This is a genomic window from Evansella sp. AB-P1, assembly GCF_029688925.1.
Lineage (GTDB): Bacteria > Bacillota > Bacilli > Bacillales > Salisediminibacteriaceae > Evansella.
This window is the reverse complement of sequence record NZ_JARUKY010000020.1, coordinates 62,423-81,512: the sequence shown is the minus strand read 5'-3', so window position 1 is coordinate 81,512 and position 19,090 is coordinate 62,423. Positions and strand designations below refer to the sequence as shown.

Sequence of the window (19,090 nt, the reverse complement as noted above, 5' to 3'; positions counted from 1 at the left end):
AGATGAACTTCCTTTATCGGAAGTTCATCTTTTTTTATACTACGCGAAAATAGGCTACCGGAGTGGAGGGCCGCGACTCCAGTGACGAGCATATGCTTCACGAATAAACTTCGAGTTGTCTCGACGCACATAACAACAAAGCAACACTTGCAGAGGCAGAGACAGGACCCATGTACTTTAGCAGTATACAAAATGTATAGTGTGGAGTCTGAGGCGTTGCCCACAGGACGTGGGCTGCCCTTAGGCATAATTGTTCCGCATAAAACGGATGAACTTCCATATGAGTATTATCATCCCCCATGGTGCAAATATCCACTTGCATGTGTGGTCTACCTGAAAATAAAGGTGGTTCAGTAAAGCTAGAGATTATAAGCTCTATTTTCTACATATATTTTAGCTTCTCTCTACTGTCCCTCAATTATAAGAACAATCATTCCATTTAACTAATGGTTTCCCTAATTTTAAACCAACTTCAAGAGCACTTTAGTTCCTCCTTACATCAAATTTATAATGTTAAAGTATAAAAATCACCTCCTTTCAAAGACTACCTACAAAGGAGGAGGATTACTTTTATGAACAAAGTAACGAAAGTATTTTGGATTTCTCTTGTTATGGCACTAGCATTTGTCCTTTGGGGAGTTATTGCACCAGGCCATTTGGAAGGGGTCATGAATGTTACATTAAGTTTTTTTATGCATAACTTTGGTTGGTTTTACCAACTATCTGCCACTTTCTTTTTAGTGTTCGCCCTGTTCCTTATTTTTAGTAAGTATGGAAAAATTAAATTAGGTAAAGACGAGGATAAACCTGAATTTAGCCGTGGGACTTGGTTTGCTATGTTATTTAGTGCAGGCATGGGTATAGGCTTATTATTTTTCGGCGTTTCTGAACCTATTTCTCACTATGCAAACCCACCCTTTATTGAAGGAAATACTAGTGATGCCGCCATTATGAGCTTACGATACACATATCTTCATTGGGGATTTCACGCATGGGCTATTTATGCAACGATCGCTTTAGCTCTAGCTTACTTTAAATTTAGAAAAGGATTGCCAGGTTTAATGAGTGCTACACTTTATCCCATATTAGGAGATAAAGTAAAAGGTCGTACTGGTATCATTATTGATATTGTGGCTGTATTTGCAACAATATTCGGTGTCTGTGCCTCACTTGGGCTAGGAGCAGCTCAAATAAACGGTGGACTGAGTTATTTAACAGGGATGCCAAATAATTTTAGTATTCAATTCATTATTATCTCTATTGTAACGGTTCTTTTCCTTATTAGTGCAGGAACTGGAATCAAGAAAGGGATTAAATACTTAAGTAATACGAACATGATATTAGCAGTCATTTTATTTGCTGCTGTTTTAATACTTGGGCCGACAATATTTTTATTAGATTTGTTTACAACCACCTTTGGAAGTTACATTCAAAACTTGCCGGCTATGGGATTACGTCTTTCTCCTTTTGATTCTGGTAATGCTGCTTGGTTACAGGGTTGGACAATATTTTACTGGGCCTGGTGGATAGCATGGGCACCTTTTGTTGGCACTTTTATTGCTCGTGTATCTAAAGGAAGAACAGTAAGAGAATTCGTTGTTGCCGTACTTGTGGTTCCAACCATCGTATGTACATTATGGTTCTGTGTCTTTGGTGGAACAGGTATTTTTTATGAATACAATCTAGGGTTAAATATTTCTGGGCAAACCCTTGAAACTGCCCTATTTTATGTATTCGAACAAATGCCATTAAGTGGCATCCTTGCATTCATTACAATCTTTCTCATTAGCACGTTCTTTATTACATCTGCAGATTCCGCTACTTTTGTACTTGGTATGCAAACGACAAATGGTAGTACTGAACCACCTAATATCGTAAAATATATATGGGGATTAATACTAGCTGCATCAGCAGTTGTATTACTTGCTTCCGGGGGATTAGAGGCGATGCAAACTGGGATTATTGTAAGCGCATTTCCACTAACAATTGTCCTGTTTTTCACGTCTTTCTCCATGCTAAAGGCTTTTAAAGCAGAAATATTGCCGAAAAAAGTGCCACGTAAGGAAGAAAAAAGAAAAAAGTTCACACTTAAAGATGATGATGAACAAGTAAATCCTACTTAAAGTTATTTTAATGAATACCGGGGTTTTTCCACCCGGTATTTTTATACTACTGTAAGCAAAAGGGGGATAAGGAATGAAATTTACGTTTTTAGGTACTGGTTCTGGTGTCCCTGCCAAACATCGAAATGTTGCTTCTTTAGCGTTACATTTAATGAATAAGGAAAGTGCAATTTGGTTGTTTGATTGTGGAGAAGCTACTCAGCACCATATTTTACATACATCAATTAAACTGAGAAAAATGGAAAAAATATTTATAACACATTTGCATGGTGATCATATCTTTGGATTACCTGGACTATTAGGTAGTCGTTCCTTTCAAGGTGGTGAATCACCTTTGACGATTATTGGGCCAAAAGGGATCCGTGAATTTGTTGAAACATCTATTCGTATAAGTACTAGTCACATAAATTACCCACTACATATTGAAGAAATTGAAGAAGACGGAATCGTATATGAAGATGATTTTTTTATTGTAAAAACGCGTGAATTAATTCATGGAATACCATCTTACGGATTTAGAATCCAACAGAAAGATCTACCTGGTCCTCTGCTTATTTCAAAAGTGAAAGATGCTGGAATTCCACCTGGTCCTGTCTACGAAAGGCTTAAAAAAGGGGAAGAAGTGATTTTACCAGATGGTCGTATTTTTCAGGGGAAAGATTTCATTGGTCTCCCTAAAAAAGGAAAAATAATAGCCATTATAGGAGATACACGATTGTCTGAAAATGCCATTCACCTTGCTAAAGGAGCTAATACGTTAGTTCATGAAGCAACCTTTTCAAGTGTAGATGAGGAAATTGCTTACACATACTTCCATTCCACCACGAAAGATGCTGCAAAAGTTGCCAATTTAGCTGGAGTTAATGAATTAATTCTCAATCACATTAGTTCAAGATACCAACAGGAAGATTTAGGGCAATTATTATTGGAAGCAAAGTCTATTTTCAGTAACACCTTTATTGCTGAAGATTTTTCTACTTTTACAGTTTAATTCGTATGGTTCATCATTTAAAGACACAGTATTGGATAATATTGTCTCGTTCATTTCATTCCTTTTACGACGTGAAAATCTTCCTACTATTCCTCCCCAAACTACGTTTTTTTATGATAAAATTAGTATTTGTTATATATAGACGAGCTATATATAATGTTAGGAATAGGCGGTGTACATGATGACACAAACGTTAATGGAAACAGAAATAGAAAGTAATAAAAGTAATAGTTCAAAAACATTACTACCTTTTCGATATCCAGGTGGTAAATATTATGCTATAAAAAAACTCCAGCCATTTCTTGATGCTGTAGAGTATGACGAATATAGAGAGCCATTCTTTGGGGGAGGGGCCATATTTTGGTCCAAGCCGAAATCAACCTATAACTGGATCAATGACCTCTACGAAGACTTAGTATTAACCCTTCAATATATTAGCGATGAAGAGAATCGAAATGAACTCCTTACGCTTTTTGAAAACGAAATGGAAGCTACGAAAGAAAAATATCAAGAGGTAAAAAATTTAGAGCCTCAAACTCTTCTTGAAAGAGTGTATAAGTTTTACTACCTTAACCGAACCTCCTTTAGTGGTAAGATGAAAAGCCCTTCATGGGGATATAGGCCAAAAAGAAGCTTACCACCTCATCGATGGAAAGAAAGAATTATACCTTGTGGTAAGAAGCTTGAAGGGGTAAAAATAACAAATATAGACTTTGAAGATGTAATTAAAGCACCTCCTAGAGGAAATAAAACACTCCTATTTTTAGACCCACCATATTTCAAGGCAAAACAAGAAAGCCATTACGTATGTTCCTTTACGCATGAAGATCATTTACGATTAGCGGAAGTCGTGAAGGATACGGAACATTATTTTTTCTTAACTTATGATGATTGTGATGAAATAAGAGAACTATATAATTGGGCTTATATATATGACCTTAATTTTTACTATCGATTAGATAATTCTAGAGATAACGAAAATAAAAGAAAAACAGGAAATGAAGTAGTGATAACAAATTATCCTCTTTTTATAGGTGATTCTGATACTGTTAGTGAAGAAAAACAAGAAAGTGAAAGCATGGTTAATAGTGACGGGGAACAATTATCTTTATTCAGTACTAACGAGATAGAAGTAAAAGAGGAAAAGGTAACGTTTGAAGTAATGAAAGCTGTATCAAATAACATTCTTGAAAAAGTCAGTCCACCGTTGCGTTATCCTGGAAGTAAATTTCGTGCCCTTAAACGAATCGCACCTTTTTTTCAGAATGTTGATCATGATGAATTCCGTGAACCCTTTTTAGGTGGGGGAGCCGTATTTTTTGGGAAACCACTTGTACAAAGTAATTGGATAAATGATATAGACAGAGAGTTAATGATTACTTACGAAATAATGGCTAATGAAACGTTGCGTGAACAACTGTGTGAAGCAGTTAAAGATGTACAACCTTCTAAAGAATACTTTGAACAGTTGAAGGGGCAACAGCCTACAAGTAATTTTGATATCGCATTTAGATTTTTTGTTATAAACAGAACCGCTTATAGTGGGATTATGAATAAGCCCAATTTTGGGTTTCATCCAATAAAAAGTGTTCAACCAGATAAATGGCCTGAAAGGATACGTACTGCAGGTGAAAAGCTACAGCATGCAAGGATGACGAATCTCCATTTTAGAGACGTGATTACGTCACCAACGGAATATGAATCTGTCTTCCTTTTCGTTGATCCTCCTTATTTTAAGGCTGATCAAAAAAGAGCTTATCTCCATTCTTTTACGGAAGAAGATCATCTTGAATTATTAGAGCTTTTAAGAAACACAAATTATAAATTCTGCCTTACGTATGATAATTGTGAAGAAATAAAACACCTTTATTCTTGGGCAAATGTCCACGAAGAAACGTGGAGATACAATACTGCAAACTCTAATCATACATCACGTAAAATGGGGAAAGAATTAATCATCACCAACTATTGACATAAATGACATTTGATATTTTATAACGAAAAAGATGGATGAGTAGATCATCCATCTTTCATTTAAATTATTTAAAATTATCAGGAACTTCATTTAAGTACCAAGGACCTTCTTCTCTAAAGGCAATAGAATTTCGGTAATTATTCCATGGCTTTAAATAGACCCCTCGATCGTCCTCACCTACGAAAAATTTAACTCCTTCATATAATTTATCTTCTGTCCCCCATTTGTCGTTTTTATAATGTAAAGGTAAGGCATTAACGGGAATAAGACAAAAGTGATAGTCATTCATTTTTAAGTCTAAATGAGGTGGAAGCTTATTAGGGTCAATAACAAGACCAAAATAGTCAAAATCTTTTTGAGAATACCTTCTGTTTGCATCCCTACCATGTGTCCCCATCACTTCCGCACCTATAATATTTCTTTCGGGTTTTGTTAAGTTTTTGGATGGACCCTTTATTTGAACTCGTTGACGCGTTAGTTTCGTGATTCTATCATACTTTGGATATGCATGTGTTGGCTCCTCTGTAATGACTCCCTTTTCTAAAAGCTTATCCGTAAAAATAGGTTCACGTAAATTTCCTCTTAAGTTCATATCAATCATCCGAAAATTTTCTGGTTTGATCCACATTTCTACAATTTCAAGATCAGTGAGGTTCACTTCCTTTGCAATTTTTGGTAGTTTTTCTTGAAGAGGGATGCTTCTTCTTTCCAATGTCTTCCCTTTCAAGTCTGGATATCCTAATAAGTCCCATCTATTTAACCATTCACTATCCCACTCAAAATAAGCTGGATCAGCAAAATGGCCTGGGTACTTCTGACTTTCAGGAATAGCAACCTTTGGAACGATTAGTACACCGCTTACTGGGTGAAGTATGACTAAGAAATCTGGAAATACATCACCATCATGCTCGCAAATTGGACACGGCCAATTCATCGGATACAAATTTTTCGGTCTCTTTTCTTGACCGTGAGTTTTGTGTAACGATACTCCAAATTTTTTCCCTAGTTTTATTGTGCTGGAAGCTGGAGTCTTAAGCTGTAACGTATGTTTTTTCATTTGGCCATTTATGAGCTCTCTATCTACACTCGTGTCTCCACCAACATCCTGGACAGTAGCGCCTAATGATTTTATTGCAACTTCATCAAATAAAATTTCAAAGGCATGTCCTTTAACCGGTCGTAATATATTAGCATCTGAAACAACTAAATCATCAATTACTGACCAAGCTATATCTGCTCCGAGTCTTACTTTAAATTCTTCAAATGACTGTATTGCTGTTCTCACATACAACACCCTCTCAGTTTAGTAGTTTTTTGTTTTTGTGATAATTTCACAACGGGTCGTATTTATTTTAACTATATTCATAATAAGCTAGATATTTCATGGTGTCAATGTTATAGTTTCAAACCCACATTTAAAATTCCTACATTATTGATAGCTGCTCTTGACATTTTCATACTTTGGTTTCTAATGTTTCACATTCTTATATTCAAGCTAGACATCTCATGCAAATGAAATTATCACCATAAAGTATGAAAAACTCTTTTTAAAAGGATTCATCCGTTACTGATGAATCCATTATGCCTAAGTACCGCTTACGTCCTGTAGGCAATGGTATAATGTCACCGTCCCGGTTCCGGCAATGCCTCAGCCTCCACACTATACATTTTGTATACCACTAACGTAAATGGTCCAGTCTCTGCCTCTGCAAGTGTTGCTGTGTTGTTATATACGTCGAGACTACTCGAAATTAATTCGTGAAACATATTCTAGTAGCTGGAGTAGTCATCCTTCACTACTGAACTTTCTATTTCATGGTAGCCTTAAGAAAAAACTAAAAAAACCCCTAAGATTGTTAATCTAAAAAAAATATACTATTTTTTCGTTTTTCCTATTGCTATTTTGATTATAAGTTGTTAATCTAAAGGAGCGTTAATTGGAAAGCGAATATTCAATACATTTTATCAGGTCTTTCCAAGCAGATAATTTTGACCACTTCCTTTAGGAAGTTAAGGCAACGGTTCGCCGGGTCATATGCCGATTGGCAACTTTAGTTGCCTTATTGATTGAGTTAAAAGCTCAAATTTTATAAGTTGGTTACTTTACAACCAGTGCATATGCACATCAACTTGTGAAACGGTCAATAAGAGTGCTAACAGTAATTATTTGCTATATAGACTCTGATCCCATTATGATATATTTTGAATATTAAAGAGCTTTCTATCATAATAACATACGAAGTTTATGGTAGACGCATACTCATGGCTTTCTTCATGAATATACTTATGCTTCTTTAATTTGATTATTGTATCTTAAGCAAGTGTTGTGCGCATATATGCGTTTTCACTTGTTTTTTTGTTGTTATAAAGGGGTACTGCAATAATATCCTAAGTAGTTCTCACACCGCTAGTTAGGTTGTTAAGTTCTACCTCTTATCGTTGTAAAATTTATTCAGTAAGGAGAGATTAGAATTGGGAAAAGCACTAATTATCGGTTGTGGAGGAGTTGCATCTGTAGCTATCCATAAGTGTGTTCAAAATAGTGAGGTCTTTGAGGAAATTTGTATTGCAAGTCGTACAAAATCAAAATGCGATGACTTAAAAGCAAAACTAGATGGTGGAAATACTAAAATTACAACAGCACAGGTTGACGCAAATAATGTTGATGAGTTAATTACCTTAATTGAAGAAGTAAAGCCCGATATCGTCATGAATTTAGCATTGCCGTATCAAGATTTAACCATTATGGATGCTTGTCTTGCTACTAAAACACATTATATGGATACAGCTAATTATGAGCCGGAAGATACGGCTAAATTTGAATACAAATGGCAATGGGATTATCGTGAACGCTTTGAAAAAGCAGGTATTACTGCACTTTTAGGCAGTGGTTTCGATCCTGGAGTTACTGGCGTGTTTTCTGCATATGCCCTTAAGCATTATTTCGACGAAATTGAATATATCGATATTCTTGATTGTAATGCAGGGGATCATGGATATCCCTTTGCAACGAATTTCAATCCTGAAATTAATATTCGTGAGGTTTCTGCTAATGGCCGTTATTGGGAAAATGGGGAATGGATCGAAACTGAGCCAATGGAAATCAAGCGAGTATATAACTTCCCTGAAGTAGGGGAGAAGGACATGTATTTGCTGTATCACGAAGAGCTGGAATCTCTCAAAGATAACATTCCAGGAATTAAAAGAATCCGTTTTTTCATGACATTTGGTGAAAGTTACCTTACTCACTTAAAATGTCTTGAAAATGTAGGAATGACGTCTATCGAACCCATTGAGTTTGAAGGAAAACAAATTATTCCACTTCAATTCTTAAAAGCAGTGCTACCTGATCCAGCCTCCCTTGGTCCTCGTACAAAGGGTAAAACAAACATAGGTTGTATCTTTAAAGGTAAAAAGGACGGAAAAGAAAAAACATACTATGTTTATAATGTTTGTGACCATGAAGAATGCTATAAAGAAGTAGGCTCCCAAGCTGTTTCTTACACAACAGGAGTTCCAGCCATGATTGGGGCAATGATGATCATGACTGGATTATGGAATAAACCAGGTGTCTACAATATTGAAGAATTTGATCCAGATCCATTCATGGATGCATTAAATAAATGGGGATTACCATGGAAAGAGGACTTTAATCCACAGCTTGTTGATTCTGAGCCAATCAAAGAGCAACAACCGGAGTACAGTCGTTAAGATGCAGTTTAATGAATTACCAACACCTTGTTATGTTGTTGATGAAGGATTAATAGAAAAAAATTTAAAAATCTTGCAAGGAGTAATAGAACGGACAGGATGTAAAATCGTTTTGGCTCAAAAAGCATTTTCCATGTCTACTATGTATCCTCTCATTGCTGAATATTTAAATGGAACGACAGCAAGCGGATTATTTGAGGCTCGCTTAGGTCACGAAGAAATGGGAAAAGAAAACCATATCTTTTCCCCTGCTTATCGTGATGATGAAATAGATGAAATTGTAGAGATATGTGACCATATCATCTTTAATTCTTTCTCACAGTTAGAGAAGTTTAAAGAAAAAGCCCTTGCTGCTGGAAAAAAAGTGGGCCTACGTATTAACCCCGAATGTTCTACACAAGTAGGGCATGAAATATATGATCCTTGTTCTCCAGGTTCTCGATTTGGTGTAACTAAAGAGCATTTTCGTGGGGACTTGTTGGATGGGGTTTCTGGACTGCATTTCCATACACTTTGTCAGCAAAACGCTGATGATTTAGAGACAACATTACATGCAGTGGAAGAAAAATTTGGTGAATGGTTACCACAAATGCAGTGGATAAACTTTGGTGGTGGTCATCATATCACGAGAGAGGATTACGATATCCCATTATTAGAGGCTAGTATAAAGAGAATGCAGGATAAGTACGGATTAGAAGTTTATTTAGAACCAGGTGAAGCTGTTGCTCTTGATGCAGGGTTCTTGATTTCAACTGTTCTTGATACCCTTCAAAATGGAATGGATATCGCTATTCTTGATACATCTGCTTCTTGTCATATGCCTGATGTCCTTGAAATGCCTTATCGTCCACCTCTTTTAGGATCAGGTGAAGTAAATGAGAAGCCATTTACATATCGTCTTGGTGGGCAAACTTGTCTTGCAGGAGATGTAATCGGTGATTATTCCTTTGATAAGCCTTTAAAAAGTGGAGATCGTTTAGTTTTTGGTGATATGGCTATTTATTCCATGGTGAAAAATACTACGTTTAACGGCATGCCTTTACCATCCATCGCAGTTAAAGATAAAGATGGAGATTGTCGAGTCGTTCAAAAATTTGGCTATGAAGATTTTAAAATAAGATTAGCTTAAAAACACTTAACTCATTGACACCTACAAAAAACCAGATTCCTTTGGAGTCTGGTTTTTCGTAGCTTAGATTGTTCAAGTGTTATCCCTCCATTACATTAACATTGATTGTCTATTCAGAAATGCTACTTTTTCCTAGAAAAAGAACGTAATGTTACTTATACTTTCTGCAATGTATTCAAATTTTCTTTCCCGATAGATTGATTTCCCCTCGACAACCTCAGAGTGGCCATTGTTGAAGTATGGATTTCATTGAGCAGCTTAGGATTTTCCATTAGTGATAAGCCATAGGAAGGAATCATTTCCTTTATTTTCGTCTCCCATCCTAGTACATGTTGCGGGAAGCACTTTTTTAGTAACTCAAGCATGACGGAAACGGCAGTAGAAGCACCTGGAGATGCACCAAGTAATGCAGCGATTGATCCATCTGCAGCACTAATCACTTCTGTACCAAATTGAAGCATGCCTCTTCCCTTTTCAGTATCTTTTATCACTTGCACCCGTTGTCCTGCTGTGACTAAATCCCAATCTTCGCTTTTGGCGTTTGGAATAAATTCACGTAATTCTTCCATTCGTTGTTCTTTTGATAACCTAACTTGCTGGATCAGGTATTTTGTCAATGGAATGTTTTTCGCACCAGCTGACAACATTGTTACAAGATTATCTGGTTTTACGGAATTAACTAGGTCAAGCTTTGAACCAGTTTTTAAAAACTTAGGTGAAAAGCCTGCAAATGGTCCAAAAAGTAAAAACTTCTTATTGTTAATATAACGTGTATCAAGATGGGGAACAGACATTGGAGGAGCCCCTATCTTTGCATTGCCATATACTTTTGCATGGTGGGCTGCCACAACATCGGGATTATTACATGACATAAATATTCCACTTACGGGAAATCCACCGATGTATTTACTTTCAGGAATACCAGATTTCTGAAGTAAGTATAAGCTTCCTCCCCCTGATCCGATAAAAACGAATTTTGCAGTATGTTGTTCTACAGTACGATTATCCACATTTCGCACTTTTACTTCCCATAAGCCCTCCCATGTACGGTAAAGATCCATTACACGATTTCTATAGTTTACTTTCACATTTTCACTCTCTAAGTAGTCGAACAACATACGTGTTAAAGCACCAAAATTAACATCCGTTCCAGTTTCCATTTTTGTAGCTGCTATAGGTTCTTTCTCTGTCCGATCTTGCATAATAAGCGGAATCCAATCCATCAGTTTTTTTGGGTCATCAGAAAATTCCAACCCTTCAAAAAGAGGATTGTAAGCCATCGCTTCAAATCGTTTCTTTAAAAAAGTTACATCATGTTCTCCCTTTACAAAGCTCATGTGAGGCAAAGGCATAATAAAGTTCTCCGGGTTACATATTCTGTTATTCTTTACAAGATGGGACCAAAACTGAATTGATTCAAGAAACTGCTGATTTATATTAATGGCTTTACTAATATCTACAGAACCATCTGGCTTTTCATTAGTGTAGTTAAGCTCACACAATGCTGCATGTCCTGTACCAGCATTATTCCATTCATTAGAGCTTTCTTCTCCAGCGTTCCCAAGTCTTTCAAACACTGTAATTTGCCAGTCAGGTACTAACTCTTTCAACAATGCACCTAAAGTTGCACTCATGATACCAGCACCAATTAAGATAACATCCGTCTTATTCTGTCCGTTGCTCATTTTATCCTTCCTATACTCTAAGAATTCAGAATGGATGTACTACTCAGATAACACTGTATACAAATCGAGTTACACATCATTTCCGGATTATGAATAACTAAAATAAATATCGTGATTTACTATTAGTATGTTAATAATAAGTTATTTTATAATCCGGTAAGAAGTGGGAAATTTGTCCTTGAAATCTTGAGAAGTGTTGGCTGAGACTTATTAAATAATTCATAAAAAAACGGTAAGCATGGTGTGAACCTCGCTTACCGTTTCCTATAAAATACTTTTAGTTTATTCGTTGTTTTTTTCTAATAAATAGAAGTGAGAAGCCTATAATAAGTATTAATAACCCCACGAATAAAGTCGTATACATGGATGTTGCAGTACTTGGCAATACTTTTTGACCATCTTTTTCAACTGCAAGCTCTTGTTTATTTTCCTTAGAGACTTCTTTCGCTTCTTTTAAGTCTTCTTCAGCTTCTTTTTCCACTTCAACTTCTTCTTTCGTTGTTTCTTCTAACACTGGAACAGTTTCTTCTTCAACTTCTGGTTCAGTTATTTCAAAAATTGTAAATACACTAAACTTATTAATGGAGAATTTAAATCCTTGAGGGAAACCATTTTCATCAAAAACAATTTCTCCTTCTTGAACAACAATATCACCATCACTGTGTTCGATATAAACTCGAAGCATCTCTAAATCAATACCTTCGTAATAAATATCCTCTAATGGCAGAATGACATCAGTTGAATAACCTTTATAGTTAGTCTCAATCTCGATAGGATTACCTAGAATTTTGATTTGTCCAGATTCACCTAAAGCTTCAGTGACTGCTCCAATTACCACTGAACTATCTGACAACCTTTGACCTAAATTCTCTTGTTCACCCTGGTCATTTACTGGAACAAATCGGAAGTACAAGTCAATTTTTGCAGCCTGCATTGCTTCGATCTCATCACTTGAGATAAAGATAACACCATAGTCTGTACGTACTTCAAGATCCCCTGTTATTTTCTCTAATACATCAAGTGGGATTTCAATAGCATACTCATCAGCCTTGTTTGATACATCACTTGGTAAATGTACTTTTACCGTTTGTAATTGTGACTCTGGAATCATTTCATCTGTTACGATCAACTTATCAATCTTATTTATTATTTTCGATGAATTTTGATCTAACAAATTGATTCGTTGAATTACTTTGTGATTGTTATTTGTCAAACCTGTATCAACAGTTGCTTCTCTAAGCACTGTTTCAGTAACTTTCTCCCCAGCCCCTGTCCTCTTAACAATTAGAAGGAAAGTTCTCTCTGTTACTTGTCCTCCATGGGAAATAGTTGCTGTCAAAATGCTAGATTCATCTTTTGTTTTTCTAGTTACTGTAGCGATATCATCTGTAACAGAAATGACCTGACCATTACTTGACTCCCAGCTAATCTTAGTACCATATGCACCTGCATTTAATGCGAAAAAGTTAGTTGTAATACTCTCCCAAGTGTCGCCATTTTGGAATGTAAAAGCATTCTCTCTTGTTAAGGATAACGCATCTACAGTTAATTCGTGCAGTACCGTCAAACGTTCCTGTTCAGCGGATACCTTTTGAATTATAAATTCAATTGTTTGATTTTGCACTTTTTGGAACTTCTGATCTTTCGTCGGTACATCCGTTACTGATAACTCTCTGATTCCTTTCTCAGCTAATCGAATATATGCATTTTCCTTTGCATTCGAAGATTTGTCCGAATGAGTAATTGCATGTTCTACCTTAGTTAAATCTTCTGAGTTATGGAAAACAATAGTACTATCATCTAAAAGAGCTTTATCTGTAAAATATCCGAAAACCATTTGTCTGTCTTCTTTTGTTAAGGCTGCCTCTTCAATTGCTGTATACACTGAACTCATTTTTGAAACATTATTCATTTCATCTATTTTATTGAATAACTGGCCTTTTAAAATTGTGCTTGTTACGTTATTTATTTGATCAACTGTAGCATTTACTTGTTCCGCTGCTGTATGGATAGCTTTTGTATCTTGTGGTGTTGCCTCTATTAAACTATTTAATTCAGACACCGCCAGATACAATACTTCATAGACTTTTGCATTTATGTCACCATCTGCAGCACGATATAATTCCATTGCTTTTTCCGCTTGTGCTTGCGCTACTTCCGCTGCTTTTAACGCATTTTCTAGTTCCTTTGCTTCACTTGCTTTTTCTAGCTCTTTTACTGCTTTTAATAAATTCTTTGTTGCGGATTCAATTGCTTCTGTATTTTGTGGGGCCGTTCCAACTTGCTCAGCTAATGTTGCCTTCGCTTCCTGGACTTCCTCATATACTTCTGCTGCTTTATCTCCGTCTGCTTTTGTATAACGGTTTTCAGCTTTTTCCGCTGTTGCTTGAGCTGCTTCCGCTGATTCTAATGCATTTTCTAATTCCTTTGCTTCACTTGCCTTCTCTAACTCTTTTACAGTTTTTAATAAGTTCTTTGTTGCAGATTCGATTGCTTCTGTATTTTGAGGGTTTTCATCTACTAATTCAGCTAATGCTGCCTTCGCTGCTTGAACGTCCGCATATACTTCCGCCTCTTTATCTCCGTCTGCTTTGGAGTAACTGTTTTCAACTTTTTCCGCTGTTGCTTGTGCTGCTTCCGCTGATTCTAACGCATTTTCTAATTCTTTCGCTTCACTTGCTTTTTCTAGCTCTTTTATGGCTTCTAATAAGTTCTTTGTTGCTGTTTCTATTGCTTCTGTATTTTGCGGTGTCGCTTCTACTAATTCAGCTAATGCTTTCTTCTCTGCTTGAACTTCCTCATATACTTCTGCTTCTTTATCTCCGTCTGCTTTTGTATAACGAGTTTCCACTTTTTCCGCTTTTGCTTGTGCTGATTCTGCTGCATCTAATGCATTTTCTAGTTCCTTGGCTTCGCTTGCCTTTTCTAACTCTTTTACTGCTTTTAGAAGATTCTTTGTTGCAGCTTCGATCGCTTCTGTATTTTGTGGATTTTCATCTACCAATTCTGCTAACGCTGATTTCGCTGCTTGAACGTCCTCATATACTTCTGCTGCTTTATCTCCGTCTGCTTCGGAGTAACGGTTTTCAGCTTTTTTCGTTTTCGCTTGTGCTGCTTCCGCTGATTCTAAGGCATTTTCTAATTCTTTTGCTTCACTTGCCTTTTCTAACTCTTTTACTGCTTTTAGTAAGTTCTTTGTTGCTGATTTGATCGCTTCCGTATTTTGCGGTGTCGCTTCTACTAATTCAGCTAATGCTGACTTCGCTGTTTGAACGTCCTCATATACTTCCGCTTCTTTATCTCCATCTGCTTTTTCATAGCGATTTTCCACTTTTTCCGATGTTGATTGTGCTAGCTTTGCTGCTTCTAACGCATTTTCGAGTTCCTTTGCTTCACTTGCTTTTTCTAACTCTTTTACCGCTTCTAATAAATTCTTGGTTGCGGATTCGATTGCTTCTGTATGTTGTGGTGTTGTTCCTACTTTCTCCGCTAATGCTTTCTTTGCTTCTTGAACATCCCCATATACTTCTGCTTCTATATCTCCATCTGCTTTTTCATAGCGCGTTTCCACTTTTTCCGCTTGTAACAGAGCTGATTCGGCTGATTCTAACGCATTTTCTAGTTCCTTTGCTTCACTTGCTTTTTCTAACTCTTTTACTGCTTTTAGTAAGTTCTTTGTTGCTGATTCGATCGCTTCTGTATTTTGTGGGTTTTCATCTACTAATGCAGCTAATGCTGACTTCGCTGCTTGAACGTCCCCATATACTTCTGCTTCTTTATCTCCGTCTGCATTGGAGTAACGGTTTTCCACTTTTTCCGCTGTCGTTTGAGCTGCTTCCGCTGCTTCTAAAGCATTCTCTAATTCTTTCGCTTCACTTGCCTTTTCTAGCTCTTTTACTGTTTTTAGTAGATTCTTTGTTGCTGATTTGATCGTTTCCGTATTTTGCGGTGTCGCTTCTACTAATTCAGCTAATGCTGACTTCGCTTTCTGAACGTCCCCATATTCTTCTGCTTCTTTATCTCCGTCAGCTTTTTCATAGCGTGTTTCCACTTTTTCCGCTTCTAACTGGGCTGCTTCCGCTGCTTCTAACGCATTTTCGAGTTCTTTTGCTTCACTTGCTTTTTCTAACTCTTTTACTGCTTTTAGTAAATTCTTTGTTGCAGATTCGATCGCTTCTGTATTTTGTGGGTCTGCATTCACTAATGTGTCTAGCTGTACTTTCGCAGTTAGAACATCCCTATATACCTCTGCTTCTTTATCTCCATTTGCATTATCATAACGAGTTTGTATTTTTTCAGCAGCTTCACTGGCCACTCTTGCTTTCTCTAATGCATTCTTTAATTCAAGATCGTCACTTAGTCTTTCTACTGCTTTAACAGCTCTATATAAATGGAGAGATGCTGCCTTAATTTCATCCTTGTCATGTGGAAGAGGATTTTCCAATAATGATTTTAAGTGAAACTTTCTCCATTGTACTGTTTGGTATTCAACTGCTAGCTGCTCTCCACCAGCATTGTTAAATCTTTCTTCAGCTCTATCAGCAAATTCTAGAACTTCCTCTGCAGATTCGAGGGTATTTTCTAGCTCTTTAAGTTCACTAGCTTTATTTAACAATTCAACCGCTTCTTGCAAATCATTTGTTGCTGTTTTTATAGCCACTGTATCTTGAGTTGTAGGTGTATCCAACAATTCTTCAAGATGTTCTTTAGCAATATTCACTGCCTCAAATACTTCTGCTTCTTTATCACCATTAGCATTTTCATATCGAGCTTGTCCTTGGTCTGCACTAATAATTGCTGCATTAGCTAAAACTACTGCATTAATAAGTTCAAGTTCTTCACTTGCAATCAGTAATTGATCAATAGCTTTATTTAAAGCTGACGTGGCTGTCTCTATTAACTCCTTGTTTTTAGGATTTGCATTTAATAGTATATCTAGCTCTACTAATTTGACTACTACATCTGCAAATACAGGTTGCCGGCTATCTCCTCCTGCCGTAGTAAATTTACCTTGAACAGTATTAGCTCTGTCTTTTTCTGCCTCAGCCGCAGCTACTGCATTAGCTAATTCCAACGCTTCACTAGCCTTGTTCAAATTACCTACCGCTTCTCTCAATAATGCTGTAGCAGCTTCTATTTTTCGTACATCTTTTGGTGTTTCATTCAATACATCATCTAAATCTGCATGTGCTAATATTAAAGCTTCAAAAACTGAATCCTGTTTTTTCCCACCTGCTCCTTGATATCGTAGGGAAGCCTGTTCAGCATCATCCATTACTTCATTTGCTGCCTTCAATGCATTCTGTAATTCCTTTTCATCACTTGCTGATTCCAATGACTTAATAGCTGATATTAATGTATCTGTTTTATCTTTGATTACATCTTTCAGCTGTGGATTTGCATCCAATCCTTGTTTAAGATCTTCAGCTTCACGTACAACTTCTGAATAAACAGCATCACCGGTATTTCCACCAACAGATGTATAGCGTTCTTTAGAGTTTTCAGCTTTTTCTAATGTAAGCTCTGCCTTATCAATTGCATCCTGTAATGGTTTTCCATCGTCAGTTGGGCCGATACGACTCCATTTTACAACGAGATTTTCTTCTATTTCGACCACTTCAATATAACTTCCGTTTTCCACCTGAACTGACGCAGATGTTCCTTCCACCACTGACCAACTACTTAGTTTCACTTTTTGTCCTAGGTTTAAAGGAAGTGAATCTATATTACCTATTCGATAAAACACTTTATTGCCATTTCCTATTGTTTCGTTAATGGAAAGTTCCACAACTCCTGGCTGAACTGGCTTAAAAGCCTCTGTATCTACTGAAATTTCTGGAGCTGGTAGTCCTGCTTTCACGTTCACAGTAAAGGTTTTTGTAGTCGTATTCCCATTTTTTGGAATTCTTGCAGTTAACACAACTTGTTGATCGCCTAGTACATGAGATGGTCTCGTTACTTCACCAGTATCTGCATTAATATATAAATTTGAATCACTAGACCACTGGATTGTTGCTCCATCTTTCGGTTCTGTTACTAAAACTAGATCCTGCGTTACATTTCCACTGTTATCCCCCTGAGCATAGTGGATAAGTGCTTCATTTTGCACTTCTTCAGTTACAGTAGTCGTTTTATTATCTGCGTTCTTAATTTCGATCTCCAACGTTCTCTCTGGTAAGTCTGGATCAGGTGATGTATTTTCATAAGTTATTAATCTTGCCACCTGTTGAACAACAGCATCATTTGCTGCATTACCGAAGTAACGGATATTATCGATGTAAAGGGACGCACCCATTAATCCGCCACCAGTAGCATCGTAAGAACCACTAATAAATTTAAAACGGTAATTTCCATCAGCAGGAATTTCTGCTCCCGTAGTAATCCATGGCTGTACAAATCCTCTTCCATAAAACAATTCAATTTCATTTCCTGTTTCTACATTTTCTAAAAATGCATACACATCATAATCATCTCCACCATTTACAGCGGACCAATCTAAAGCGATGGTATCTTCCTTATATGCATAGAAAGCATCACTGATTGCCCACGGACCATGGAACACAGCATAATTAGGGTTCCTTAAGTTATGTGGATGACTACTTCTTTCATTTACCCAATACCTTGACTCTAGTCTTAAAGCGTAATTACCAGTAGACTTCTCACTACTTTGCACTTGAAACTGCATTCTAAAATCATTTGCTTGCGTACCACTAGTAACTAATGTCCCTTGAGTTCCTTGCTTTAATTGGTCAATTCTATATTCCCCTAAAGTGATATCCCAACCGTTAATTCGATGCGTTTGCCCCATTTGGTTCTGTGATGTAATGCTCGCACTCTTCACCTCTTCTTCAAATCCAGAATTCACTAGAGGTGTTGAGAAATCTATTTGAATCGGATGACCATCTTTCCCATTAAGTACCCTATTAACAGTACCAATTTGCCTATACCCTGTACCGTTTCCTAAGTATACGAGGCTATCAACGATTGATACTTCCCCATCTACATCGGATGGACTATTAACAGTGATAATAGATAATGTCTCTGAAGAAGTCATGCCATTTATTCCAAAACGGACATACCCATCTCCATACGAACCTCCACCAGTAATCTCCACCTCTGGAGCAACTTGTACTGGCCCATCCCCCTCTTGATATTCAATTCCTTTTAGGTTAGATATTGAAATACCACCTGCCGCTGTTACCTCTTTCATCCCAACTGCTGTTGTCAGCAACGGTGAAAAAGCAAGTAATGCACAAAGAAAAATAAGTAAATTCTTTTCTAATAATTTTACTTGTTTTTTTAACATACCTTTCACTCCCCACTAAACTAATCCTCTGTATGATTGTAATTACGTTCACTATAGTGGAAATAGGTATAAAGTAGTAGTGACTTATAGTCATATTCTCAAATAAAGTAACAATTTGTAGAATTTTGTGATAAAATTTTAGTATTAAAATCTTTAATCTTACAAATAGT

At 36.7% G+C, this 19,090-nt stretch carries 8 protein-coding genes; 5 read left to right on the top strand and 3 right to left on the bottom strand.

The annotated features are described in order from the left end of the window. The first annotated feature begins 572 nt into the window (after positions 1 to 572). From QA612_RS18500 to QA612_RS18490, 3 genes are all read left to right on the top strand, one after another. Positions 573 to 2,123, top strand: coding sequence for a glycine betaine uptake BCCT transporter (locus tag QA612_RS18500; RefSeq protein WP_278285308.1), 1,551 nt, complete (start codon positions 573 to 575; stop codon positions 2,121 to 2,123). A gap of 73 nt (positions 2,124 to 2,196) precedes the next feature. Further along, positions 2,197 to 3,114: a ribonuclease Z gene (gene rnz, locus QA612_RS18495; RefSeq protein ID WP_278285307.1), complete on the top strand. Its 918-nt coding sequence runs from the start codon at positions 2,197 to 2,199 to the stop codon at positions 3,112 to 3,114. A 181-nt stretch (positions 3,115 to 3,295) separates the two neighbouring features. Beyond that, positions 3,296 to 5,086 (top strand): DNA adenine methylase, encoded by a 1,791-nt coding sequence (locus QA612_RS18490; RefSeq protein ID WP_278285306.1) that lies wholly within the window; start codon positions 3,296 to 3,298, stop codon positions 5,084 to 5,086. Positions 5,087 to 5,153: 67 nt separating this feature from the next. Here the strand turns inward: QA612_RS18490 and QA612_RS18485 are convergent, their stop codons facing one another. Continuing rightward, positions 5,154 to 6,374 carry a hypothetical protein gene (locus QA612_RS18485; protein ID WP_278285305.1) on the bottom strand — a complete coding sequence of 407 codons (1,221 nt, stop codon included), beginning with the start codon at positions 6,372 to 6,374 and terminating at the stop codon, positions 5,154 to 5,156. 1,187 nt (positions 6,375 to 7,561) lie between these two features. On the opposite strand from QA612_RS18485, the gene QA612_RS18480 reads away from it, so the two are divergent. After that, positions 7,562 to 8,800, top strand: a complete 1,239-nt coding sequence (locus tag QA612_RS18480; protein ID WP_278285304.1) for a saccharopine dehydrogenase family protein — start codon at positions 7,562 to 7,564, stop codon at positions 8,798 to 8,800. A 1-nt stretch (position 8,801) separates the two neighbouring features. Further along, a complete protein-coding gene (nspC, locus tag QA612_RS18475) occupies positions 8,802 to 9,929 on the top strand; it encodes a carboxynorspermidine decarboxylase (protein ID WP_278285303.1) in 1,128 nt (375 codons plus the stop codon). Between the two features lie 155 nt (positions 9,930 to 10,084). On the opposite strand, the gene mqo is transcribed toward nspC, so the two are convergent. Then, a complete protein-coding gene (gene mqo / locus QA612_RS18470) occupies positions 10,085 to 11,614 on the bottom strand; it encodes a malate dehydrogenase (quinone) (protein WP_278285302.1) in 1,530 nt (509 codons plus the stop codon). Positions 11,615 to 11,891: 277 nt separating this feature from the next. Beyond that, the gene (locus QA612_RS18465) at positions 11,892 to 18,920 is read right to left on the bottom strand and encodes an immunoglobulin-like domain-containing protein (RefSeq protein ID WP_278285301.1); all 7,029 of its coding nucleotides are present in this window, start codon (positions 18,918 to 18,920) and stop codon (positions 11,892 to 11,894) included. Positions 18,921 to 19,090: the final 170 nt, after the last annotated feature.

Coding starts and splice junctions, on each gene's coding strand:
- mqo (WP_278285302.1), bottom strand. CDS start 11,614: ATGAGCAACGGACAGAATAAGACGGATGTTATCTTAATTGGTGCTGGT.
- QA612_RS18500 (WP_278285308.1), top strand. CDS start 573: ATGAACAAAGTAACGAAAGTATTTTGGATTTCTCTTGTTATGGCACTA.
- QA612_RS18490 (WP_278285306.1), top strand. CDS start 3,296: ATGACACAAACGTTAATGGAAACAGAAATAGAAAGTAATAAAAGTAAT.
- nspC (WP_278285303.1), top strand. CDS start 8,802: ATGCAGTTTAATGAATTACCAACACCTTGTTATGTTGTTGATGAAGGA.
- QA612_RS18465 (WP_278285301.1), bottom strand. CDS start 18,920: ATGTTAAAAAAACAAGTAAAATTATTAGAAAAGAATTTACTTATTTTT.
- rnz (WP_278285307.1), top strand. CDS start 2,197: ATGAAATTTACGTTTTTAGGTACTGGTTCTGGTGTCCCTGCCAAACAT.